This is a genomic window from Stenotrophomonas sp. LARHCG68 (assembly GCF_052871705.1).
In genome coordinates this window covers 445,025-467,294 of the sequence record NZ_JBIXJV010000002.1, presented here as the reverse complement: position 1 = coordinate 467,294, position 22,270 = coordinate 445,025, and the positions used below count along the sequence as shown (strand labels likewise).

The window sequence follows — 22,270 nt, the reverse complement described above, 5'->3', positions numbered from 1 at the left end:
ACGACGCGGCACAAGCAGTTTCTTTTGCAAGGATGCACGCATGAAGATCACGCTTTGAACGGCGGATGATGCCTTGCGTGCATCAATTCAGACCTGTCCTATCGGCTGCCTGGCCGGTTTCGGACCTGGGCGCTTACATCGTTGTGCGCCCGCACATACATTTAATTAACAAATTGTGCCGGAACAACCAACGGGTCGGACCTGGCACACGACGATGCCCGCGCACGCCTGCACGGTGCATCGGCCCGCCTACCTTCATCACTCTGGCCATCATGAAACCACTCAGCCTCCGGGTCGTCATCGCGGACGATCATTCCGCCGTCCGCGCCGGCATCCACCACGTGATCGAAGCGTCCGGTGGCGCATCGATCATGGGTACCGCGCGCAATTCCAGCGAACTGCTGGAACTGCTTGGCCGGGTGGAATGCGATGTGTTGATCACCGGCTACGCGATGCCCGGTGGCCGGCACGGTGACGGCATGTTCCTGTTCCGGCTGATCCGCCAGCGCTTCCCCGAACTGCGCATCGTGGTGCTGACCATGCTGGACAACCCGGGCATCGTGCACTCGCTGCTGAAGCTGGGCATCACCTGCATCCTCAGCAAGTCCGACTCGATGAGCCACCTGATGCCGGCCGTGCACGTGGCCTACGCCGATGGCCGCTACCTGTCGCCGACCATCGCCGAGGTGGCCGATTCGATCACCACCAGTCGCGCGCAGATCCACGCGCTGAGCGGCCGCGAGCTGGAAGTGATCCGGCTGTACGTATCGGGCATGACCGTCAACGAGATCGCCGAGCGGCTCAACCGCAGCAAGAAGACCATCAGCAGCCAGAAGGGTGCGGCCATGCTCAAGCTCGGCCTCAAGCGCGACCTGGACCTGCTGCGTTACGGGCTGGAGTCGGGCCTGGTCGGCGGCGACGCGCGCATGGCGGTACAACGGGCGCACTGAGGCCCGCATCGCATTGGCGGGCTTGTAAAGGACGCTTGACAGAGGCCGGACCCGCACTGCAGGATGTGTCAAGCATCCTTTACAGGGCAGGATCATGCGCCAGACACGCACTTCCATGCGTTCCCGTGCCAACCCGCGCGTGGGACAGCGGCCATGAGCCGCCATGCGTTGTCATGGTGGCTGCTGGGCAGTGGCGCGGTCCTGCTGCTGGGCGGCGTGCTGCTGCAGCAGGTGCTGGCGGCGCTGGTCAACGCACGCGCGGCCGGGGTGCTGGCCGGGATCGGCCTGGGCCTGTTGATCGCCGGCGTGCTGCGCCGGTTGATGCCGGCCGGCTGCGATGCCGCCACCCCGACCCTGCGCCGTCGCTACACCCGTGAAGTGGTCGTGGCCATGCTCGGCTACGTGGTGCTGCTGTGCCTGTCGATGTACCTGCTGCGTGGCGCCGAAGGCGCCGGGCTGCGCGCGTTGATCGCTCTGCTGCCGGTACCGCCGATCGTGCTGGTGCTGCGCGCGATGGTCCGCTACATCCGCGACGTCGATGAAATGCAGCAGCGCATCGAACTGGAAGCGGTCAGCGCCGCCACCGCGTTCGTGTCGCTGGTCTACCTGACCGGGGGCTTCCTGCAGTCGGCCAAGGTCATCGACGTGCCGTCCAACGTGGCGATGATCTGGGTGTTCCCGCTGGTCTGCCTGTCCTACGGCCTGGCCAAGGCCGTGGTCGCACGGCGCTACCACTGAGGCCGGGATGGAGAACCGTCTGCGCGAACTGCGCGAAGCCAGGGGCTGGTCGCAGGGGGAACTGGCCGAACGCCTGGAGGTGTCGCGGCAGACGGTCAATGCGCTGGAGACCGGCAAGTACGATCCCAGCCTGCCCCTGGCGTTCCGCATCGCCCGCGTGTTCGAGCAGAAGATCGAGGGGATCTTCTTCCCTGATGTCACATAGCCGGCCATGCTGCGTCTGGTGATGCAGCAGGTCCAAATCCACGCTTTCAACCGAGAGGGGCTGTTCCGATGATGTCCCGCACCATCCGTACCACTGTCCTGGGCATGGCCGTCGCCGGCGGCCTGCTGGGATGCAGTGCCTCCCCACCCGATGCCGCTCCCGCCAAGGGCATGGTGCTGGGGTCACTGGCGTTCAAGCCGTGCAGCCTGGACTCGACGTTCGGCCGCGCCAGCCTGGAGGCGCAATGCGCCACGTTGCAGGTCCCGGAGGACCGGGCCAATCCCCAGGGCCGGCGGATCGCCCTCAACATCGCCTGGCTGGCACCGGAGAAGGAAGGCAACTTCAAGCCCGACCCGGTGTTGTTCCTGGCCGGCGGCCCCGGCCAGTCGGCGGTGGACAGCTACCCGATGCTGGACCCGGCCTTCACCAAGGTGCGCGAGCAGCGCAACGTGATCCTGGTCGACCAGCGCGGCACCGGCGACTCCAACCTGCTGGCCTGCACCGACAGCGAAGGCACCGACGTGTCGGCCGCGGCCATGGGCGCGCATGCGGCCGCCTGTGCGCGCACGCTCTCGCAGAAAGCCGACCTGCGCCACTACACCACCACCGATGCGGTCGCCGACCTGGAGGACGTGCGCAAGGCCATCGGCGCCGAGCAGATCAACCTGATCGGCGTCAGCTACGGCACCCGCGTGGCCCAGCAGTACGCCATGCGCCACCCGCAGCAGACGCGCAGCATCGTGCTCGACTCGGTGGTGCCCAACAGCCAGCCGCTGGGCAACATCTTCGCGCGCAACCTGGACGATGCGCTGGCCAAGCAGTTCGCCCAGTGCACCCTCACGCCCTCGTGCAAGGATGCCCTGGGCGACCCGCGCGCCGAGCTGGACGCGCTGCTGGCACGCCTGCGCGCGCAACCGGTCAGCGTCACCTACCGCGATGCGGCCACCGGTGAGCAGAAACAGGGTGAGTTGAACGCCGACCTGGTCGCCGGGCTGGTACGCATGTACGCCTACATGCCCGCCGCCGGCGCGCTGCTGCCCAAGCTGATCCATGAAGCCAGCGCCGGCCGTTACGAGAACCTGATGGCATTGGCGCAGATGCTGCAGTCGGACATGAGCCAGAGCATGGCCATGGGCATGCAGCTGTCGGTGGTCTGCAGCGAGGATGCCGACAGCATGGTCGCCACCGCCGGCGACGAGCACACCGTGCTCGGCAACCGCATGGCCGAAGGCCTGGCCGCGATGTGCGCGGTGTGGCCCAAGGGCAAGGCCCCGGCGGACTTCCACGCACCGCTGGCCACGCAGGTGCCGGCGCTGGTGCTGGAAGGCGAGTTCGACCCGGTCACGCCGCCGCGCTATGGCGAGGAAGTGGTCAAGCACCTGCCCAATGGCCGCCTGTTCGTGCTGCGCGGGCAGGGCCACAACGTGATCGGTGCCGGCTGCATGCCCAAGCTGTTCACCGAGTTCATGGACAAGGCCGATGCGCGCGCGCTGGATGCGAGCTGCCTGGACAAGATCAACTACGTGCCACCGTTCACCAGCTTCAATGGCTGGGAACCGTGATCTCGACGCATCACTGAGGAATCCGCTTACATGATCGTTGCAGAACGACTCCGCAAGACCTTCCCCGGCAGGGGCAAGGACAAGAGCCCGGTGATCGCCGTGGACGAGGTGGGCTTCACCGCGCGCGATGGTGAGATCACCGGCCTGCTCGGCCCCAACGGCGCCGGCAAGACCACCACGCTGCGCATGCTCTACACCCTGATGATGCCGGAGAGCGGCCGCGTGCTGGTCGATGGCATCGACCCGGCCGTCGACCCGAACACGGTGCGCCGCAACCTGGGCGTGCTGCCCGATGCGCGCGGCGTGTACAAGCGCCTGACCGCGCGCGAGAACATCGACTACTTCGGCGAGCTGCACGGCATGTCGGCCACCGACATCGCCGCGCGCACCGCGCGGCTGGCCGCCGCGCTGCAGATGGAGGACTTCCTGGACCGCGCCACCGAGGGTTTCAGCCAGGGCCAGCGGACCAAGACCGCCATTGCCCGCGCGCTGATCCACGACCCGCGCAACGTGATCCTCGACGAGCCGACCAACGGCCTGGACGTGATGACCACCCGCGGCCTGCGCGGTTTCCTCAAGGAGCTGCGCGAAGAGGGGCGCTGCGTGATCTTCTCCAGCCACATCATGCAGGAGGTGGCGGCGCTGTGTGACCGCATCGTCGTCATTGCCCATGGCCGGGTGGTGGCGCAGGGCACCCCGGACGAGCTGCGCGAGCATGCGCACGAGTCCAACCTGGAGGATGCCTTCGTCAAGCTGATCGGCAGCGAGGAGGGCCTGCACGCATGAACCGGACCGGATTCCTGGGCTGCATGATCACGGTGATGCGCAAGGAGCTGCGCGACTTCGCCCGTGACCGCCGCACCTTCCTGCTCACGCTGCTGACCGCACCGCTGCTGTACCCGCTGATGTTCCTGGGCATGAGCAAGCTGACCAGCCTGCGCACCGAGAACCAGCTGGACAAGGACCTGGCCCTGCCGGTGGTCGGCATGGCGCAGGCGCCGAACCTGGTGGCTTTCCTGGCCAGCCGCGGCATCAACGCCACCGAGGCGCCGAAGGACATCGAGGCCCGCATCCGCGCGCAGAAGGACGATGTGGCGCTGATCATCGATCCGGACTTCGCCGAGGACTGGCATGCCGGCAAGCCGGCCAAGGTCGACGTGCTGGCCGACACCACGCGCCGTACCAGCGACGTGCAGGTGATGCGGCTGAAGACCACGCTGGGCGAGTACAGCCAGTCGGTGGGGGCGTTGCGGCTGTTGGCGCGCGGCGTGGATCCGAAGGTGGCCGCGCCGGTCAACGTCGGCACGCGTGACCTGGCCACGGCCGAGGCCAAGCGTGGCATCTTCCTGTCGATCGTGTTGCCGCTGGTGCTGATGCTGTCGGCCTTCATCGGCGGCTCGCACCTGGCGATGGACACCACCGCCGGCGAACGCGAGCGGCAGTCGCTGGAGCCCCTGCTGGCGACGCCGGCGGCGCGTGGCGCGCTGGTCAGCGGCAAGATGCTGGCCGCGGTCACGGTCGGGCTGGTGTCGATGCTGCTGATCCTGCTCTCCTTCAAGCTCAGCGCCAGCATGGGCACCGGCGCGGCCACGTCGCTGGACGTGAGCTTCGCGGCGATGGGCAAGCTGCTGACCATCCTGTTGCCGCTGGTGGTGATCGGCACCGCGCTGCTGACCTGCCTGGCGGCCAGCGCCAAGAGCATGAAGGAAGCACAGAGCCACATCGCCTGGCTGATGATGCTGCCGATGCTGCCGGGCTACGCGCTGATGGCCTATCCGCTGAAGGACACCCAGCTGTGGCAGTACGCGGTGCCGTTCCTGTCGCAGAACCAGATGCTGGTGAAGGTGACCCGTGGCGAGATGCCGTCGGCCACGCAGTGGGGGGTGTACCTGCTGGCCTCGCTGGGCCTGGCGCTGGTGTTGTGGGGGATCGCGGTGTGGCGTTACCGCCAGGAACGCCTGGCGATCTCGGGTTGATCGACCCGCAGTGCGATGCAGAAGGCCCGGCGAATGCCGGGCCTTCTGTTTGGTGGGCAGCGGTCGGCACGGCATTGCCCGGGACGTGGTGTGGCGCGATGCCGGCTGGGCAGGCCCCGTCCCTTCCGGACCACCGGTGCGGCTGCAGCCCTGCCGGCACAGCATCCGCGTCTAGCCGGCACGATCACTGCACGGGGAAAAACGCAGAAGGCCCGGATCGCTCCGGGCCTTCGTCACCATCACGCACCTGCGGGCTTACTTGTTCGGTGCGAAGGCCAGGGTGCGGCGGGTGGTGACCGGGCTACCCATCGGCTCGAACTTCCAGCGCCTGACCGCGGCCAGTGCTTCGCGGTCGAACACGCGCGCCGGGGTGGCACGCAGGATGCGGGCGTCGGTGACCGAGCCGTCTGTGCCGATGGTCAGTTCCACCAGCACTTCGCCGGAGGTGCCCGAACGCAGCGCATCGGCCGGGTAGCGTGGGGCCGGGGTGCTGACCGCGCGCAGGGTCGGGGCGGCGGGGGCCGCGGCCGGCTTCGGCGCGGCGGCAGCGGCGGCGGCCGCCTGGGCGGCGCTGCGCTGCTCGGCCTCGCGGCGGGCGGCGGCCTGGCGCTCGGCCTCCAGTCGCTCGCTGTCCTTGCGCGCGGCTTCCTGGCGGGCGGCCAGCTGCTGGGCGGCCGAGGCTTCGGCGGCCTGCTGCTGGGCCAGGCGCTGCTGCTCGACCTGCTGCTTGGCGCGGTTCTCGGCGTCACGCTTGGCCTTGTCGGCTTCGTCGGTGGTACGGCGCTCGGCGACCTGGACGCCGCTGGTCACGCCCTGCTTCAGGCGAGGCAACGCCGGGGCGCTGGGGTCGACCTTTTCCACCAGCGCGATCAGGCGCTGGGCTTCGGTGAAGTCCTCGCGGCCCAGCGCCTGCTCGGCGGCGATCAGGGTGTAGGGCTGCAGGTCGGTCAGTGCGCTCTTGATCGAGGCATCGTCGGGCAGCTTGTCGCGCAGGGCCAGGTAGTACTCCATCGCGTTGTCACCGGCCGGGGCGTACATGCGGTTCTCGCGCAGCGCGGCGCTGGCGGCATCGCGCAACGCGCCGGTGTCCATGCCCTGCACCTTCTCCGAGGCGGCCTTGTCGGCCGCGGCCGCCTGCGCGGCGGCGGCCGGAGCCGCGGCGGTATTGGCGGCGGCAGGCGCGGTTTCATCCGGTCCGGAACAGGCGGCCAGCGAGGCCAGCAGAACGACGGGTGCCAACAGGCGCAGCCTGCCTTGCTTCGTGACGTACGACATCAAACATCCCCTTGAATCGACGAACGTGGACGGCCGTGCCTGATGGGCGAGAAGGCGCGGCGTTTCCCAAAGCCGCGGCGGCCGACAGTGAAGCGCGAATCTAGCATCGCCGAACCGGGCTGCGGTGCCAGAAAATTGTGACAGGGTGAAAAAGTGATGGGCGTCACATTGTGGCGCCCATCGGGGGTACTCAGTGCGCGGCCGGCTTGGCGTGGCCGTTGCTCATCAGCTTGTCGGTCCAGGCAATGCCGATCGCCGACAGGATGAACACGCAGTGGATGATGGTCTGCCACATCACGCCGTCGGCGGTGAACTTGGAGCACAGCTCGCCGGCCTCGGTCAGCGCCTTGGTGCACAGCGGCGCACCGATCTGGCTGGACTCGATGAAGGTCTTGAGCAGGTGGATGGAGGAGATGCCGATGATCGCCATGGCCAGCTTGACCTTCAGCACCGAGGCGTTGACGTGGCTCAGCCACTCCGGCTGGTCCGGGTGGCCGTCCAGGCGCAGCCGCGAGACGAAGGTTTCGTAGCCGCCGACGATCACCATCACCAGCAGGTTGGAGATCATCACCACGTCGATCAGGCCCAGCACGATCAGCATGATCTGCTGCTCGGTCCAGGTCTGCGCGTGGGTGATCAGGTGCCACAGCTCGTTGCCGAACAGGTACACGTAGACGCACTGCGCGACGATCAGGCCCAGATACAGCGGCAACTGCAGCCAACGCGAGGCGAAGATCAGGGACGAGAGCGGGCTCAACGGTTTGCGGTCGGACATGAAAGGGATGCTGCGTTGCGGAAAGCGCGCAGGTTAACGGGCGCCCCCACACGCTGCCAAGCGGTGTGCCTCGGTACACTCGGTGTCAGTCCCGATGGAGGCGTGTTCATGATCGACCTGCACTACTGGCCCACCCCCAATGGCCACAAGATCACCCTGTTCCTGGAGGAGGCGGGCCTGGAATACCGTATCCACCCGGTCAACATCGGAAAGGGCGACCAGTTCCAGGCCGAGTTCCTGGCCATCTCGCCGAACAACAAGATGCCGGCCATCGTCGACCATGCCCCGGCCGACGGCGGCGCCCCGGTCAGCGTGTTCGAATCCGGTGCGATCCTGCTGTACCTGGCCGAGAAGACCGGCCGCCTCCTGCCCACCGACCTGCGTGGCCGGACTGCCACGCTGGAATGGCTGTTCTGGCAGATGGGCGGGCTGGGCCCGATGAGCGGGCAGATGGGGCACTTCAACGTGTATGCGCCCGAGCGCATTCCCTACGCCATCGAGCGCTATGACAGCGAGGTGCGCCGCCTGCACCGGGTGATGGACAAGCGGTTGGAGCAGTCGGCCTACCTGGCCGGCGACGACTACGGCATCGCTGACATGGCCAGCTACCCGTGGATCGGTGCCTACGCCAAGCTGCCGGTGGATTTCGACGCTTTCCCGCACCTGCGCCGCTGGCACCAGGCCATCGCCGCACGCCCGGCCACCCAGCGCGCCTATGCGATCGGGCCGACCGTGAACCCGCAGGCCGCGCAGCCACTGAGCGAGGAAGAGAAGCGGCACCTGTTCGGGCAACGCTGAGCCCGGCCAGCGTTGCCCGTGGCATGGCCCCGCCGCCGCGGGGCCATGCTTACCAGGCCAGCGGCCGTGCTTCCTGCTTCCAGAACAGCCAGCGGCGCAGTTCGCGGCGCGGCTGGGTGCCGACCTGCTCGGGGCGGGCGTCGGTCGAGGCCAGGTCGAGCAGGTGCAGCGTGCCCGAATGGCTGCCCACCGCCAGCGTGCGGCCGTCCGGTGAGGTGGCCATGGCGCTGATGGTGCTGCCGACGTGCTGCTTCCACAGCACGGTTCCCGCGCTGTCCACCGCACGCAGGTAGCCATAGGCGTCGCCGAGCACCAGCCCTTCCGGTAGCGGTGCGCTGGCATAGACGCGGGCACCGGGTTCGATCACCCGCACCGCCGGGTGGTCTTCATAGAAGTCCGTGTCGATCTGGGCCAGCGCCGCGACCTCCACGCCGATGGTGGCGCCGTTGTAGAAGTGGCAGGCATTGAGCGCGACGTGCCGGCCATCGGCGAAGAACGCCGCATGGTGCGGGTATTCGCCATGCGGGCCGACCTCGCTGACCGGCGTTCCGTGGCCGTCGAAGATGCGATGGCGGCCGTCCTGGTGGCCGCAGGCGATCCAGTTGCCGTCGGGCGACACCGCCGCATGCACCATGTCCAGGCGCACGCCGTAGGGGTCGTCTTCGCCGGCGGCCTCTTCCAGTTCACGGGCGGCAGGCAGCAGGCGCTGGATGCCGGTGGCACTGCACAGGAACACGCCGCCGGCCTGCACCACCACCACGCGCTGGCCATCGTTGAACGGCACCAGCTGCTGCACGGTGGCGTCGTCTTCGGCCAGCGCGGCCAGGACGGACGGCAGCCCTTCCTGGCCGGTGGGCAGCGGCAGCACCGCGACCGGGGTGTCGTCGGTGCCGCGGACCAGTGCGATCCGGCCCTCGCGGAGCAGGGCCAGCACCCGGCCATCCGGGCTGCTGCCGAACATCTGCAGGTCCGGCTCCGGGGTGACTTCCAGGCCCTGCAGGCGCAGCACCTGGCCGGGTTCGTACCAGGTGCCGGTGCGGATCAGCAGGCTGCCGTCGGCACGCCAGGCCAGCGCGCCGAAGCCTTGGTCGTTGTCTTCCAGCAAGGGGCTGGTGGCCTCGTGCAGGGGGGGCCACTGGCTGCGCAGGCGGGCAATGGCTGTCTCGCTGCCTTCGGCATTGGCGGCACGCAGCTGCTGGCGCAGTTCCGGCAGCAGTGCCGACAGCGCCGGCGGGTCATCGGGTTCGCCCATGCCCTCCCAGCCGCAGGCATCGCCCTTGGCGATATAGGCGTTGAGATGGTGGGCGTAGGAATGTACGGCGTCGTGCCATTGTTGTTGCGGGGTTGCGTCGGCCATGACCGTGGGAAGCTCCATGTGAATGCAGGACTTTTGGCCCCGGCACTGTAGGGGCAGCTCCGTTAGGATGGCGCGATCCGTGATGCCTTCGACAGGAATCCCATGCGTCCCTTGTTCCTTGCCCTTGCCATGATGTGTGCCATGCCTGCAGTCGCCCAAGCCGAAAAACTCACCCTGGAGGCCATCACCGGCAATGCGCCGCTGACCGGTCCGACCCTGATGAAGCCCAAGGTGGCCCCCGATGGTTCGCGGGTGACCTTCCTGCGCGGCAAGGACAGCGACCGCAACCAGCTGGACCTGTGGGAATACGACATCGCCAGCGGCCAGACCCGGTTGCTGGTGGATTCGAAGGTGGTGCTGCCCGGCGAGGAAACCCTCAGTGATGCCGAGAAGGCGCGCCGCGAGCGCCAGCGCATCGCCGCGCTGAGCGGCATCGTCGACTACCAGTGGTCGCCGGACGCGAAGAGCCTGCTGTTCCCGCTGGGCGGCGAGCTGTACCTGTACGACCTGGGCAAGCAGGGCCGCGAGGCGGTGCGCCAGCTCACCCATGGCGAAGGCTTCACCACCGACGCCAAGCTCTCGCCCAAGGGTGGCTTCGTCAGCTTCGTGCGCGAGCGCAACCTGTGGGTGATCGACCTGGCCAGCGGCAAGCAGATGCAGCTGACGCGCGATGGCAGCGCGACCATCGGCAACGGCGTGGCCGAGTTCGTCGCCGACGAGGAAATGGATCGCCACACCGGCTACTGGTGGGCACCGGATGATTCGGCCATCGCTTTCGCCCGCATCGACGAATCGCCGGTACCGGTGCAGAAGCGTTACGAGATGTACGCCGACCGCGTGGAGATGATCGAGCAGCGTTACCCGGCTGCCGGCGACAGGAACGTGCTGGTGAAGCTGGGCGTGGTCGCACCGCGTGACGGCGCGGCAGCGGCCTGGGTCGACCTGGGCAAGGAACAGGACATCTACCTGGCGCGCGTCAACTGGCGCGATCCGCAGCACCTCACCTTCCAGCGCCAGAGCCGTGACCAGAAGAAGCTGGAACTGATCGAGGCCAACCTGGCCGATGGCAGGCAGCGCACGCTGGCCACCGAGACCAGCAGGACCTGGGTGCCGCTGACCAACAGCCTGCGCTTCCTCAAGGATGGTCGCTTCCTGTGGTCGTCCGAGCGCAGCGGCTTCCAGCACCTGTACCTGGCCAGCGCCGACGGCAAACAGCTGACCGCGCTGACCTCGGGCAACTGGCCGGTGGACGAGCTGCTGGCCGTGGACGAGGACGCCGGCAAGGCCTACTTCCGCGCCGGCGTCGAATCGTCGCTGCGCAGCGAGATCTACGCCGTGCCGCTGGCCGGCGGCGCGCCGGTCAAGCTCTCGCACGCGCCAGGCATGCACAGCGCCGCGTTCGCCAACAATGCCAGCGTGTACGTGGACAGCTGGTCCAACAGCACCACGCCGCCGCAGATCGAGCTGTACCGCGCCAATGGCGAAAAGATCGCCACGCTGCTGGACAATGACCTGGCCGACCCCAAGCACCCCTACGCCCGGTACGTGGAAGCGCAGCGCCCGGTCGAGTACGGCACGCTGACCGCCGCCGACGGCAAGACCCCGCTGCACTACAGCCTGATCAAGCCGGAAGGCTTCGACCCGTCCAAGCGGTACCCGGTGGCGGTGTACGTGTACGGCGGCCCCGCCTCGCAGACCGTGACCGACAGCTGGCCGGGCCGTGGCGACCACCTGTTCAACCAGTACCTGGCCCAGCACGGCTACGTGGTGTTCTCGCTGGACAACCGCGGCACGCCGCGCCGTGGCCGTGATTTCGGCGGTGCGCTGTACGGCGTGCAGGGCACGGTGGAGGTGGCCGACCAGCTCAAGGGCGTGGAGTGGCTGAAGGCGCAACCGTGGGTGGACGGCAGCCGGATCGGCGTGCAGGGCTGGTCCAACGGTGGCTACATGACCCTGATGCTGCTGGCCAAGGCGTCGGACCAGTACGCCTGCGGCGTGGCCGGTGCGCCGGTCACCGACTGGGGCCTGTATGACACGCACTACACCGAGCGTTACATGAACCTGCCGGCCGCCAACCCGGCCGGTTACACCGAGGGCCGCGTGCTCACCCACATCGACGGGTTGACCTCGCCGCTGCTGCTGATCCACGGCATGGCCGACGACAACGTGCTGTTCACCAATTCGACCAGCCTGATGAGCGCGCTGCAGAAGCGTGGCCAGCCGTTCGAACTGATGACCTACCCGGGCGCCAAGCATGGCCTGTCCGGTGCCAACGCACTGCACCGCTACCGCATCGCCGAGGGCTTCCTGGCACGCTGCCTCAAGCCCTGAGCGGCGGCGAGGGGCGGGCATGTCGACCTTGTCCCCGCCCCCCTTGCCAGGTGCATCACGTGCACCCGGCAAGCCGCCGCGCAACTGGCTGCAGCGCAACCTGAAATGGGCGCTGCCGCTGGCGGCGGTGCTGATCGTGGTGAGCTGGTTGTTGCTCAACGGGTTGGGCCTGCGCCAGATGGCCGCACCGCTGGAGGCCAGCGCGCCCTACAGGCAGGCCATTGCCCGCGCCGCACAGCACCGGCAGGTACAACAGGCGCTGGGGGAGCCGATCAAGGCCGAGCCGTTCCCGTTCGGCAGCATCGGCGGGTCTGGTGGAATGACCAATGCGTCGATGGTGATCCGCATCTCCGGTCCGCACGGCAAGGGGCGGATCAACGTGGATGCGTATCGTCGCCAGCATTGGACCTTCGACAAGCTGCAGGTGCACCTGCCCGGCCAGCATGTACCGCTGGACCTGCGTACCGAGGACGAGAAAGCTTGTGCACTGATGTCGCATTGCCTGTGATCGGCGCGCGCAGGCCCACGGCGTATGGACCTGCTGCAAGCGCGTGAATCGCTGCTTCCCGTTGCCTCGGGCAAGGGGAGGGCCGGGGCAGGCCTGACTTCCCACCCTTGCCGCTCGCGCCCTGACTGCGTAGCGTCACCGGCATCCTTTCCGGAGTCGCCCGATGAAGCCGCTCGTTCTTGCCGTTGCCCTGGCGCTCGCCGCGCCGCTGACTGCCACCGCCGCCCCGGCGCCTGCCGCCAAGGCCACCCCGGCCGCCCCGGCCTGGGTCACCCACAGCAACGAATTGGCGCAGATCCTGCTGCAGGCACAGGCGCCGTTCCAGCCGGAAATGGCCAGCTTCTTCGGCGTGCCGGGTTACGACGACAAGGCGGTGGACCTGGGGCCGGACAATGCCGCGCGCTACCGCCAGGCACTGGGCAGTGCACGCGAGCAGCTGCGCGAGAAGCTCCAGCTCGAGCGTGACCCCAACGTGCGCCAGGACCTGGAGATCATGATCGCCACGGCCGAGCGCAACATCGAGGGCAGCACGCTCAACGAGCAGCACCTGATGCCGTGGGCGGACGTGCCGCAGACCGTCTTCAGCGGCCTCAACGGGCTGCTCTCCGACCAGGTGCCGGCCGAGCGTCGCGCCAAGGCACTGGACCGCCTGAAGGCCTACGTCGGGCAGGCACCGGGCACGCAGCCGCTGGCCACCCTGGCGCGCCAGCGCTACGCCGAGAAGAGCGGTACGCCGAACCTGCTGCAACCGACGAAGATCGAGGTCGAGCAGGCCATCGCCAACGTCGATACCTACATCGACGGCATCGGCAAGTTGTTCGCCAAGTACAGGATCGAAGGCGCCGATGCGGCGCTGGCCGAACTGTCCACGCAGATGAAGGACTACATCGCCTGGACGCAGAAGGACGTGCTGCCGCAGGCACGCACCGACAACCGCCTGCCGGCCGAGCTGTATGCCTTCCAGCTCAAGGAAGTGGGCGTGGACATCGACCCGGCGCTGCTGGTGCGCCGTGCCCAGCTGGAATACATGGAGACCCGTGCGGCGATGCGCCAGCTGGCACCGCTGGTGGCCAAGGACAAGGGCCTGAAGGTCGCCGACCCGAACGACTATGCGGCGGTGATCCGCGCGCTGAAGCAGGACACCATCGGCAACGACCAGCTCGAATCGCACTACCGTGGCGTCATCGATGCGATCGACCCGATCATCCGCAAGCACGGCATCGTCGACGTGCCACGGCGCCCGCTGCAGATGCGGCTGGGCAGCGAAGCGGAGAGCGCAGCCTCGCCTGCCCCGCATTACCTGCCGGCGCCGCTGGTCGGCAACACCGGCCAGCAGGGCACCTTCGTGTTGCCGCTGGGCAACCCGGCCACCGGCGCGAAGGCGCAGTACGACGACTTCAACTTCGGCTCGGCGGCGTGGACGCTGAGCGCGCATGAAGGCCGCCCCGGTCACGACCTGCAGTTCGCGGCGATGGTCGAGCGGGGCATCTCGCTGGCGCGCACGTTGTTCGCGTTCAACTCGGTCAACGTCGAGGGCTGGGCGTTGTACGCCGAAGCGGAGATGGTGCCGTTCGAGCCGCTGGACGGGCAGATGATCGCGCTGCAGTTCCGCCTGCTGCGTGCGGCCCGCGCCATGCTCGACCCGATGCTCAACCTCGGCCAGACCGACCGCGAACAGGCCCGCCGGGTGCTGGTCGAGGGCGTGGGCCTGTCCGAGGCGATGGCCACCCAGGAACTGGACCGCTACACCGTGCGTTCGCCGGGCCAGGCCTGCAGCTACTTCTATGGCTATACCCGCATCCTGGAGCTGCGCATGCAGACCGAGCTGGCGTTGGGCGACCAGTTCGACCGGCTGGCGTTCAACAACTTCCTGCTCGACCAGGGCCTGTTGCCGCCGGACCAGCTGGCCACGGCGGTCAACGAGGTCTTCATTCCGGCCCAGCGCCGGAAGTGAAAAAAGGGCGCCGCAAGGCGCCCTTCTTTTTTGTAGGAGCGGCCTGGGCCGCGAAGCTGATGCCGTGTGCAATTGCAGGTATCGCGTGTGTTCGACGTTCCCCGGCTTCGCGCCTGAAGGCGCTCCTACCGTCCCGGCGGCACCCAGATCGCCACGCCGGCAGCGCGCTTCTGCTGGGTGGGGATGCCCACGCTCAGGCCACCGGCGCTGTGCCGGCCGTAGCTGCCGGCGCCGACCGACATGCCCACCGGCGAGCCGCCGGCGCCCACGCCCATCAGGATCACGCCGTTGGCGCCCAGGGCGGCGGCCTCGCGCTTGAGGCGGGCGATGGCCGCGTCGGTCTGGCCCTGGGTGCCGAAGCCGACCGCGCTGGAGGACTCCAGCTGGGCGATCTCGACGGCGCCGGCCGGAGGGGTGGAATAGATCTGTACCGTGGCCGGATCCACCGGCGCGCGTGCCTGGCCGAGCATGACCTTGGACGTGCTGGCGCAGCCGCCGGTGGCCAGGGCCAGGCCCAGGCCCAATGCGATGGCGAGCGGGAATTTCATGGCTTCACTCCCCGGTGATCGGTGTTTGCGGATGATCCACGGCCGTGACTGAATCGGCCGCGAACTGGTTGCCGCGACGGCGGCCACTTGAACACGGGCATTTCCGGGCTATCTTGCAGTGAGTTTCTGATGGAGGAAAGGACATGGGACTGATCAGCCTTATCTGGGGTATCGCGGCATTGCTGTGGATGGTGCTGGCCTTCATCCCGCTGCTGGGCTGGGGGAACTGGTTCCTGATCCCGTTCGCCGCGGTGGGCGCGATCATCGCCGCCATCGGCCTGCTGTTCACCCACGCCACCAAGCGTGGCCGCGCCAAGACCGGCCTGGTGCTCAATGCCATCGTCATCATCGTCGGCGTGATCCGGCTGAGCATCGGCGGCGGCATCATCTGAAGCCCCGCCGACCGGGGGAACGGCCATGGCCGGGCAGGGGGCGTAAAATAACGGGGTTGGCCGGGGTGTTTCCCGGCCGCCAGGGCCAGCGACAGGCGTAATCCCCCGATGATCATCCGACCCCGCCCCCACGGCTGGCAGCTGCTGTACATCCTGCGCGGCTCGATCGTGCCGGCCATCGCGCCCAAGGTGCTGGCCATCGGCGCGTTGGCGGTGGCCGTGGCGGCATTCGAGCGGTACTGGCACCCATTCGGCCGTGACGGCGTCACCGTGGTGCCGTTCACCCTGCTTGGCCTGGTGCTGTCGATCTTCCTGAGTTTCCGCAACAGCGCCTGCCACGAGCGCTGGTGGGAGGGCCGCAAGCAATGGGGGCAGCTGGTCATCGAGTCGCGCAGCTTCGCGCGCGAGGCGGCCGCGCTGCTGGCCCACCAGCCGGCGCTGCAGGCGCGCGCCTCGCACCTGCTGATCGGTTTCGCCCATGCCCTGGCCGCCCGCCTGCGCGGCGGCGACGAGGCCGCGGCGACCGCCCCGTGGCTGGCCTCGGACCAGGCCCCGGTGCTGGAACGCCGCAACCTCCCCGACGGCGTGCTGGCGCAGCTGGGGCGCGAACTGGCGGTGCCGCTGCACGCCGGCCAGCTGGACCCGTACCTGTACGCGCAGTTCGAAACACGCCTGCATGCCATGTCCAGCGTCCAGGCCGCCTGCGAGCGCATCGCCGGCACCCCGTTGCCGTTTGCCTACACCCTGCTGCTGCACCGCTGCGCGTGGCTGTTCTGCGTGCTGCTGCCGTTCGGCCTGGCCGGTGCGCTGGGCTGGGCCACGCCGGTGGTGTCGATGCTGCTGGCCTATGCCTTTTTCGGCCTGGACCAGCTGGGCGAGGAAATGGAAGAGCCGTTCGGCCTGGAGCCCAACGACCTGCCGCTCGATGCGATGGTGCGTACCATCGAGATCGACGTGCTGGACGCGCTCGGCCATCGACCGCTGCCCGAGCCCCTGCAGCCGCAGGGCTACCTGCTGCACTGAATCATTGCCATTGGAACCAAGGAGTACCGCGATGGGCCACCCCCTCTACCGTCCGCGCCGCATGCGCCATGACGCGTTTTCGCGCCGCCTGATGCGCGAGCACACGCTGACCACCGACGACCTGATCTGGCCGGTGTTCGTGCACGAGCTGGACGGCCGCGCGCCGGTCGGCTCGATGCCGGGCGTGGACCGCATGTCCATCGACGAGTTGCTGCACGAGGCCGAGCAGGCGCTGGAGCTGGGCGTGCCGGTGATCGACCTGTTCCCGGTGATCGACCCCTCGCGCAAGTCGCTGGACGCGGCCGAGGCCTGGAACGAGGACGGCCTGGCCCAGCGCGCCGTGCGCGCGCTGAAGCAGCGCTTCCCCGAGCTGGGGGTGATGACCGACGTGGCGCTGGACCCGTACACCACCCACGGCCAGGACGGCATCATCGACGAGCGCGGCTACGTGCTCAATGACATCACCGTCGAGGCACTGGTGAAGCAGTCGGTCTCGCATGCGCAGGCGGGCGTGGACATCGTCTCGCCGTCGGACATGATGGACGGCCGCATCGGCGCCATCCGCCGCGCGCTGGAAGCCGCCGGCCACATCAACTGCCGGATCATGGCCTATTCGGCCAAGTACGCCTCGGCCTTCTATGGCCCGTTCCGCGACGCGGTGGGCAGCTCCGGCAACCTGGGCAAGGCCGACAAGAAGACCTACCAGATGGACCCGGCCAACAGCGACGAGGCCATGCGCGAGATCGCGCTGGACCTGGAGGAAGGCGCGGACATGGTCATGGTCAAGCCGGGCATGCCGTACCTGGATATCGTGCGCCGGGTGAAGCAGGAGTTCGGCGTGCCGACCTTCGCGTACCACGTCAGCGGTGAGTACGCGATGCTCAAGGCCGCCGCGCTCAACGGCTGGCTGGACGAGCGCGCGTGCGTGATGGAGACGATGATCGGCTTCAAGCGCGCCGGTGCCGATGGCGTGTTGACCTACTACGCGCCGCAGATCGCGCGCTGGTTGAAGGAGGACTGAGATGGAACCGAGTGCAGGCGTGCAGGTGTACCACTGGGTGGTGTGGCTGGCCGGGGTGGGCCTATTCGCGGCGGTGACCCTGGCGGTGATCGTGGCGATCGTGCGTGCGCGCCGTCGCCCGGCCGAGCTGCACTCGGCCGCCGAGCGGCTGCAGCGTGAAGCCGCATTGCAGCCCGAGGCCGATGCCCGCCTGCGCGCGTTGAGCCAGCTCAAGGAGCGTGGCCAGATCAACGAGGCCGAGTACGAGAAGCGGCGCGCCGAGTTGCTGAAGGGCTGAGCGGTTTTCGCGCGGAAGCTTCCTTCCCGCGCGTGGTGCCAGTACCCCTCCCCAGCCCTCCCCTTGGCTGCGCCAAAGGGAGGGGGTGATTCACGCAGGTCGGTCAGGTCATCGCGAAACCGTGCTCCTGCCCCCTCCCTTTGGCGCAGCCAAGGGGAGGGCCGGGGAGGGGTGCTCTTCGCGCTTGGCTAGCGGCAGTCGTCGCTGCCATCCACCACCGGCGCCTTCATCCGGTAGAGATCCAGCCCGCCGGCCCGCGGTGCCCGCGCCTTGCCGCTGAGCACCAGCTCGGCGGGCTTGTTGGCATCAAGCACGGCCCCGCGGGTATCGCCGTCCTCGCTGTTGAACGACAGCCCCAGCAGCGTGGCCGTGCCCCAGGCCGCCTGTTGGCACTGCGCGACCCAGGTCTGCGCGCCGCCGCCCGCCGTGGCACGGGCGAACACCACCGCGCGGCCACCGCCCAGCCAGCTGCCATCGACTTCATCGGCGGCGCTGTTGATGCCGGCCATCGGGGTCGGTGCGGCGAAACCGTCGCCGGCGCGGGCCGCCGTCCACAGGTCCCAGCCGCCCACACCGCCGGTACGGTTGCTGGCGAACAGCAACCGCCCGTCGTCGGCCAGGGCGGGAGAGCGTTCGTCCTGACGGCCGTTGACCGGCCCGTCCAGCCGTTGTGGTGCACCGATGTGGCCGTCGGCCGCGAGCGGCGCACGGTACAGGTCGAACCCGCCCTGGCCACCGGTGCGGTTGGAGGCGAAGTACAGCCAGCGGCCGTCCGTGCTGAGGAACGGATCCACCTCGTCGGCCGCGCTGTTGAGCGACAGTGGCCGTGGGTCCACCCAGCGCTTGTCCTGCAGCGTGGCCTGCCACAGGTCCCAGCCGCCGGCGCCGCCGTCGCGGTTGCTGGCCCAGACGATGCGCTGCCCGTCGGCGCTGAGCGTGGCGCGCAATTCGTCGGCGCGGGTGGAGACTACCCCCATGCCCTCGATGCCGAACTCGGAAAGCGCCGAGGCTGCGGGGGTACAGAGTAGACTCGCAGTCAGCGCGAGCAGCAGTGGTCGGGTCCGCATCCGGGTTCCGCAGGTGAAGGTCGCGTCCAGTCTAGGTCATGCAGAGGAAACCCATGAGCGCGCCCCGCTACGCCGTATTTGGTCAGCCCATCGCCCACTCGCAATCACCGCGCATCCAGACCGCGTTCGGCAAGGCCCATGGCATCGCGGTGGACTACCGCGCCATCGAGGCCTCGCCGGAACAGTTCCCGGCCGCGTTGGAAGCCTTTGCCGCCGACGGTGGCGTGGGCGCCAACGTGACCCTGCCGCACAAGGAAGCCGCCTTCGCCCTGTGCAGCACCACCACCTCGCGCGCGCAGCGCGCCGGCGCGGTCAACACGCTGTTGCGCAAGGGCGAGCGCTGGCACGGTGACAACACCGACGGCATCGGCCTGGTGCGTGACCTCACCGGCCGCCACGGCCTGGACCTGCGTGGTCGCCGCGTGCTGCTGCTTGGTGCCGGTGGCGCCGCGCGCGGCGTGGCGCCGGCGCTGCTGGATGCCGGCATCCTCGAGCTGATCGTTGTCAACCGCTCGCCGGAGCGTGCCGATGCGCTGGTCGATGCGATGAGCGAACCCGGCCGCGCCATCTCCGCCTACTGGGAGCAGTTGCGCGAGCAGGGCGACTTCGAACTGATCATCAACGCCACCTCGGCCGCGCGCGGCAACGAGAGTGGCTTCAGCCTGCCGCTGTCGCTGGTCAACAGCATGACCACCGCGGTCGACCTGAACTACGGCGAGGCCTCCATTCCGTTCCTGGCCTGGGCGCGTGCGGCCGGTTGCCGCAACAGCTTCGATGGCCTGGGCATGCTGGTCGAGCAGGCCGCCGAGAGCTTCCAGCAATGGCACGGCATGCGTCCGGAGACCGATGCGGTCTACGCCGAGCTGCGCGCGGGCGACGCGCTGCTGGTCACCGCGGACTGAGTGGCGCGATGAACAGTACCGAACTGTTGTCCACGCTGCTGGTTTCCATTGGTTACCGGCTGCCGATCATCATCGCGCTGGGCGTTGCGGTGATGATGGTGTTCGATACCCCGTCGAGCCGGCCACGCCAGATGGCGCTGTGGGGCTTGTTGGTGCTGCTGCTGTGCACCCTGGTGGGCGGTGGATTGGCGGTGCTGCCATTGCTGTTCCTGGCGCAGGGCAACTACGGCGCGCTGAGCGGGCTGAATACGCTGCTCAGCGTCGTCCACATCGGGCTTTCGCTGCTGGAGGCGGCCGGCTTCATCCTGCTGGCATGGGGCGTGGCGCAGGCGCTGCGGCGTCCTGCCGCGGGCGGCAAACTCTGAGCCGGCGGCGCATTCGGTGAATGCGGGCGGGTATGGGAAAATGCCCGCCTTGAACGGAGCAGGTGGCAGGTTGGCGTGACGGAAAAAGTAGAAGCACCCCGGACGCTGACCGAAGACCTGAAAGCCGGCATCCGCGACGCCTACGCCAAGCTGCAGGCCAATACCCCCGGCTTCAGCACGCGCCGCTCGCAGAGCCAGATGATCGGCGTGGTCTCGCGCGCGCTGGCCACCGGCAACGTCGGCGTGGTCGAAGCGCCCACCGGCGTCGGCAAGAGCCTGGGCTATCTCACCGCCGGCGTACCGATCGCGCTGGCCAGCAGGAAGAAGCTGGTCATCAGCACCGGCACGGTGGCGCTGCAGTCGCAGCTGGTCGAGCGCGACATCCCCAATTTCCTCAAGGCCACCGGCCTGCAGGCCACGGTGGCGCTGGCCAAGGGCCGCACCCGTTACCTGTGCACGCGCAATGCCGCCGAGGCGCAGGGTGAGGGCGTGCAGGAAGGCATGTTCGGCGACGACGTGCCGCTCTACGACCGGCCGCTGGCGCCGATCGAGATGGACGTGGCCGAGAAGCTGACCAAGGCCTTCATCGAGGGCCGCTGGAACGGCGACCTGGACAACGCGCCGGAAACCGTCACCCCCACCCTGCGCATGCGCATCACCACGCCGGCCTCGGCCTGCGCCGGCCGGCGCTGTGCCTATTCGGCGCAATGCCCGGTGTTGCGCGCGCGCAACGAGGTACGCGACGCGCAGATCGTGGTGACCAACCACGCCTTGCTGCTGTCGGCGCTGTCCATCGGCGAGAGCGACAGCGGCCAGCCGTTGATCGCCCCGCCCGCTGACATGCTGCTGGTGCTGGACGAAGGCCACCACATCGGCAACGTTGCCATCGACCAGGGCGCGGCGTTCCTGCCGCTGGACGAGATGGCCAAGCGCACCGGCCGCCTGCAGATCCTGATCGCCGGCGCCTACCGCGCGGTGGACAAGGACAAGATCGGCAACCTGCTGCCCAACGAGGCCATCGAGGTGGCTTCGCGGGTCAGCAAGCTGCTCAAGGGCTTCCGCGACGAGATCGCCCACGTCTGGATCCCGCAGCCCGACGAGCGCGAGCCGATGTGGCGCGCCGCCAACGGCCGCCTGCCGGAGGCATGGAAGCAGCCCATCGAGGAACTGGCCGACGAAACCCGCACCCTGCTCAACTGGGCCACCGCCGCCACCGCGCTGGTGGCCAAGGGCAAGCCCGACGATGCCGGCCATGAACGCCTGCAGCGCAACCTGGGCATGGCGTTGGAGATGATCGAGCAGCAGTACAACCTGTGGGCGGGCTGGCGCCGCGAGGACAAGGAAGGCCAGCCGCCGATCGCGCGCTGGGTAACCCTGTCGCGCGAGGGCGACTACCAGTTGCATTGCTCCCCGGTGTCGGCGGCGATGGTGCTGCGCAAGCTGCTGTGGGACGAAGTGGATTCGGTGGTGATGACCTCGGCCACGCTCACCGGTGGCGGTGATTTCCAGTCGCTGGCCATCGACAACGGCATTCCCGAGGACGCGGAGATGGTGTCGCTGGCCTCGCCGTTCGACCTGCCCAACCAGGCCGAGCTGGTCGTGCCGAAGTTCCCGGTGACGCCGGACGACCGCGAGCGCCATCCCAAGGAAGTGGCCAGGTACCTGGCCGCCGAACTGGATTGGGACAAGGGCAGCATCGTGTTGTTCACCTCGCGCTGGAAGATGGAGAAGGTGGCCGAGCTGATGCCGGCCTCGCTGCGCAGGAAGGTGTTGGTGCAGGGCGAGAGCGCCAAGCAGAAGATGATCGACGAGCACCTCAGGCGCACGGCCGCGGGCGAGGGGTCGGTGCTGTTCGGCCTGAACTCGTTCGGCGAAGGACTGGACCTGCCGGGCGAGGCCTGCACCACGGTGGTGATCACCCAGGTGCCGTTCGCGGTGCCGACCGATCCGCAGACCTCGACCCTGAGCGAGTGGTTCGAAAGCCGTGGCCTGAACTCGTTCAACCTGATCGCCATCCCGCACGCGCTGCGCACGCTGACGCAGTTCGCTGGCCGCCTGATCCGCACCTCGACCGACACCGGGCGGGTGGTCATCCTCGACTCGCGGCTGCTGACGCGGCGTTATGGCAAGCGCATCATCGACGCGCTGCCGCCGTTCAAGCGGGTGATCGGCTAGCCGCCGAAATATGAAAAGCCCCTCTCCCGCAAGCGGGAGAGGGTTCGCACACCCGCCTCGTACGCTCCTCC

The 22,270-nt window shown here is 68.5% G+C and carries 22 protein-coding genes; 17 read left to right on the top strand and 5 right to left on the bottom strand.

Annotation, left to right across the window (positions count from 1 at the left end; genetic code table 11):
• The first annotated feature begins 272 nt into the window (after nucleotides 1-272).
• The 6 genes from ACIPR8_RS09640 (at nucleotide 273) to ACIPR8_RS09615 (ending at nucleotide 5,431) form a co-directional block, all read left to right on the top strand.
• Nucleotides 273-950 (top strand): response regulator transcription factor, encoded by a 678-nt coding sequence (locus tag ACIPR8_RS09640; RefSeq protein ID WP_192287030.1) that lies wholly within the window; start codon nucleotides 273-275, stop codon nucleotides 948-950.
• A gap of 153 nt (nucleotides 951-1,103) precedes the next feature.
• The gene (locus ACIPR8_RS09635) at nucleotides 1,104-1,688 is read left to right on the top strand and encodes a hypothetical protein (RefSeq protein WP_192287029.1); all 585 of its coding nucleotides are present in this window, start codon (nucleotides 1,104-1,106) and stop codon (nucleotides 1,686-1,688) included.
• A 7-nt stretch (nucleotides 1,689-1,695) separates the two neighbouring features.
• The gene (locus ACIPR8_RS09630; protein WP_132863762.1) at nucleotides 1,696-1,893 is read left to right on the top strand and encodes a helix-turn-helix transcriptional regulator; all 198 of its coding nucleotides are present in this window, start codon (nucleotides 1,696-1,698) and stop codon (nucleotides 1,891-1,893) included.
• A gap of 71 nt (nucleotides 1,894-1,964) precedes the next feature.
• A complete protein-coding gene (locus tag ACIPR8_RS09625; protein WP_192287322.1) occupies nucleotides 1,965-3,455 on the top strand; it encodes an alpha/beta hydrolase in 1,491 nt (496 codons plus the stop codon).
• A gap of 30 nt (nucleotides 3,456-3,485) precedes the next feature.
• Complete coding sequence (locus ACIPR8_RS09620; protein ID WP_446540879.1) at nucleotides 3,486-4,241, top strand: ABC transporter ATP-binding protein; 756 nt, start codon at nucleotides 3,486-3,488, stop codon at nucleotides 4,239-4,241.
• Entirely contained in the window at nucleotides 4,238-5,431 is a 1,194-nt protein-coding gene (locus tag ACIPR8_RS09615; protein ID WP_192287027.1) for an ABC transporter permease, read from the top strand. The genes ACIPR8_RS09620 and ACIPR8_RS09615 overlap by 4 nt, the downstream gene beginning before the upstream one ends.
• Before the next feature lie 255 nt (nucleotides 5,432-5,686).
• On the opposite strand, the gene ACIPR8_RS09610 is transcribed toward ACIPR8_RS09615, so the two are convergent.
• Nucleotides 5,687-6,706, bottom strand: coding sequence for an energy transducer TonB (locus tag ACIPR8_RS09610; RefSeq protein WP_192287026.1), 1,020 nt, complete (start codon nucleotides 6,704-6,706; stop codon nucleotides 5,687-5,689).
• A gap of 190 nt (nucleotides 6,707-6,896) precedes the next feature.
• Complete coding sequence (locus tag ACIPR8_RS09605; protein ID WP_192287025.1) at nucleotides 6,897-7,481, bottom strand: TIGR00645 family protein; 585 nt, start codon at nucleotides 7,479-7,481, stop codon at nucleotides 6,897-6,899.
• Between the two features lie 108 nt (nucleotides 7,482-7,589).
• Here ACIPR8_RS09605 and ACIPR8_RS09600 point away from each other — a divergent pair, with 108 nt between their 5' ends.
• Entirely contained in the window at nucleotides 7,590-8,279 is a 690-nt protein-coding gene (locus ACIPR8_RS09600; protein WP_446540878.1) for a glutathione binding-like protein, read from the top strand.
• A 49-nt stretch (nucleotides 8,280-8,328) separates the two neighbouring features.
• On the opposite strand, the gene ACIPR8_RS09595 is transcribed toward ACIPR8_RS09600, so the two are convergent.
• The gene (locus ACIPR8_RS09595) at nucleotides 8,329-9,636 is read right to left on the bottom strand and encodes a WD40 repeat domain-containing protein (protein ID WP_446540877.1); all 1,308 of its coding nucleotides are present in this window, start codon (nucleotides 9,634-9,636) and stop codon (nucleotides 8,329-8,331) included.
• A 102-nt stretch (nucleotides 9,637-9,738) separates the two neighbouring features.
• Between ACIPR8_RS09595 and ACIPR8_RS09590 the strand changes: the two genes are divergently transcribed.
• The 3 genes from ACIPR8_RS09590 to ACIPR8_RS09580 all read left to right on the top strand — a co-directional run bounded on the left by ACIPR8_RS09590 (nucleotide 9,739) and on the right by ACIPR8_RS09580 (nucleotide 14,429).
• Nucleotides 9,739-11,967: a S9 family peptidase gene (locus ACIPR8_RS09590; RefSeq protein ID WP_446540876.1), complete on the top strand. Its 2,229-nt coding sequence runs from the start codon at nucleotides 9,739-9,741 to the stop codon at nucleotides 11,965-11,967.
• A 19-nt stretch (nucleotides 11,968-11,986) separates the two neighbouring features.
• Nucleotides 11,987-12,475: a cytochrome c oxidase assembly factor Coa1 family protein gene (locus tag ACIPR8_RS09585; RefSeq protein WP_446540875.1), complete on the top strand. Its 489-nt coding sequence runs from the start codon at nucleotides 11,987-11,989 to the stop codon at nucleotides 12,473-12,475.
• A 163-nt stretch (nucleotides 12,476-12,638) separates the two neighbouring features.
• Nucleotides 12,639-14,429, top strand: coding sequence for a DUF885 domain-containing protein (locus ACIPR8_RS09580; protein ID WP_446540874.1), 1,791 nt, complete (start codon nucleotides 12,639-12,641; stop codon nucleotides 14,427-14,429).
• A gap of 125 nt (nucleotides 14,430-14,554) precedes the next feature.
• Here the strand turns inward: ACIPR8_RS09580 and ACIPR8_RS09575 are convergent, their stop codons facing one another.
• On the bottom strand, nucleotides 14,555-14,977 hold the full coding sequence (locus ACIPR8_RS09575) for a hypothetical protein (protein ID WP_446540873.1): 423 nt from the start codon (nucleotides 14,975-14,977) through the stop codon (nucleotides 14,555-14,557).
• A gap of 143 nt (nucleotides 14,978-15,120) precedes the next feature.
• On the opposite strand from ACIPR8_RS09575, the gene ACIPR8_RS09570 reads away from it, so the two are divergent.
• The 4 genes from ACIPR8_RS09570 (at nucleotide 15,121) to ACIPR8_RS09555 (ending at nucleotide 17,690) form a co-directional block, all read left to right on the top strand.
• A complete protein-coding gene (locus ACIPR8_RS09570; RefSeq protein ID WP_132863745.1) occupies nucleotides 15,121-15,369 on the top strand; it encodes a hypothetical protein in 249 nt (82 codons plus the stop codon).
• A gap of 108 nt (nucleotides 15,370-15,477) precedes the next feature.
• A complete protein-coding gene (locus ACIPR8_RS09565) occupies nucleotides 15,478-16,392 on the top strand; it encodes a bestrophin family protein (protein WP_313253494.1) in 915 nt (304 codons plus the stop codon).
• Nucleotides 16,393-16,423: 31 nt separating this feature from the next.
• A complete protein-coding gene (hemB, locus tag ACIPR8_RS09560) occupies nucleotides 16,424-17,413 on the top strand; it encodes a porphobilinogen synthase (RefSeq protein ID WP_446540872.1) in 990 nt (329 codons plus the stop codon).
• Nucleotide 17,414: 1 nt separating this feature from the next.
• Complete coding sequence (locus tag ACIPR8_RS09555) at nucleotides 17,415-17,690, top strand: SHOCT domain-containing protein (protein ID WP_446540871.1); 276 nt, start codon at nucleotides 17,415-17,417, stop codon at nucleotides 17,688-17,690.
• A gap of 188 nt (nucleotides 17,691-17,878) precedes the next feature.
• Here ACIPR8_RS09555 and ACIPR8_RS09550 read toward each other — a convergent pair whose 3' ends face one another.
• Complete coding sequence (locus ACIPR8_RS09550; protein WP_446540870.1) at nucleotides 17,879-18,757, bottom strand: TolB family protein; 879 nt, start codon at nucleotides 18,755-18,757, stop codon at nucleotides 17,879-17,881.
• Nucleotides 18,758-18,810: 53 nt separating this feature from the next.
• Here ACIPR8_RS09550 and aroE point away from each other — a divergent pair, with 53 nt between their 5' ends.
• From aroE to dinG, 3 genes are all read left to right on the top strand, one after another.
• On the top strand, nucleotides 18,811-19,659 hold the full coding sequence (gene aroE / locus ACIPR8_RS09545) for a shikimate dehydrogenase (RefSeq protein ID WP_446540869.1): 849 nt from the start codon (nucleotides 18,811-18,813) through the stop codon (nucleotides 19,657-19,659).
• Nucleotides 19,660-19,667: 8 nt separating this feature from the next.
• Nucleotides 19,668-20,024 (top strand): hypothetical protein, encoded by a 357-nt coding sequence (locus ACIPR8_RS09540; protein WP_446540868.1) that lies wholly within the window; start codon nucleotides 19,668-19,670, stop codon nucleotides 20,022-20,024.
• Nucleotides 20,025-20,099: 75 nt separating this feature from the next.
• Entirely contained in the window at nucleotides 20,100-22,199 is a 2,100-nt protein-coding gene (gene dinG, locus ACIPR8_RS09535) for an ATP-dependent DNA helicase DinG (protein ID WP_446540867.1), read from the top strand.
• The last annotated feature ends 71 nt before the right edge of the window (nucleotides 22,200-22,270 follow it).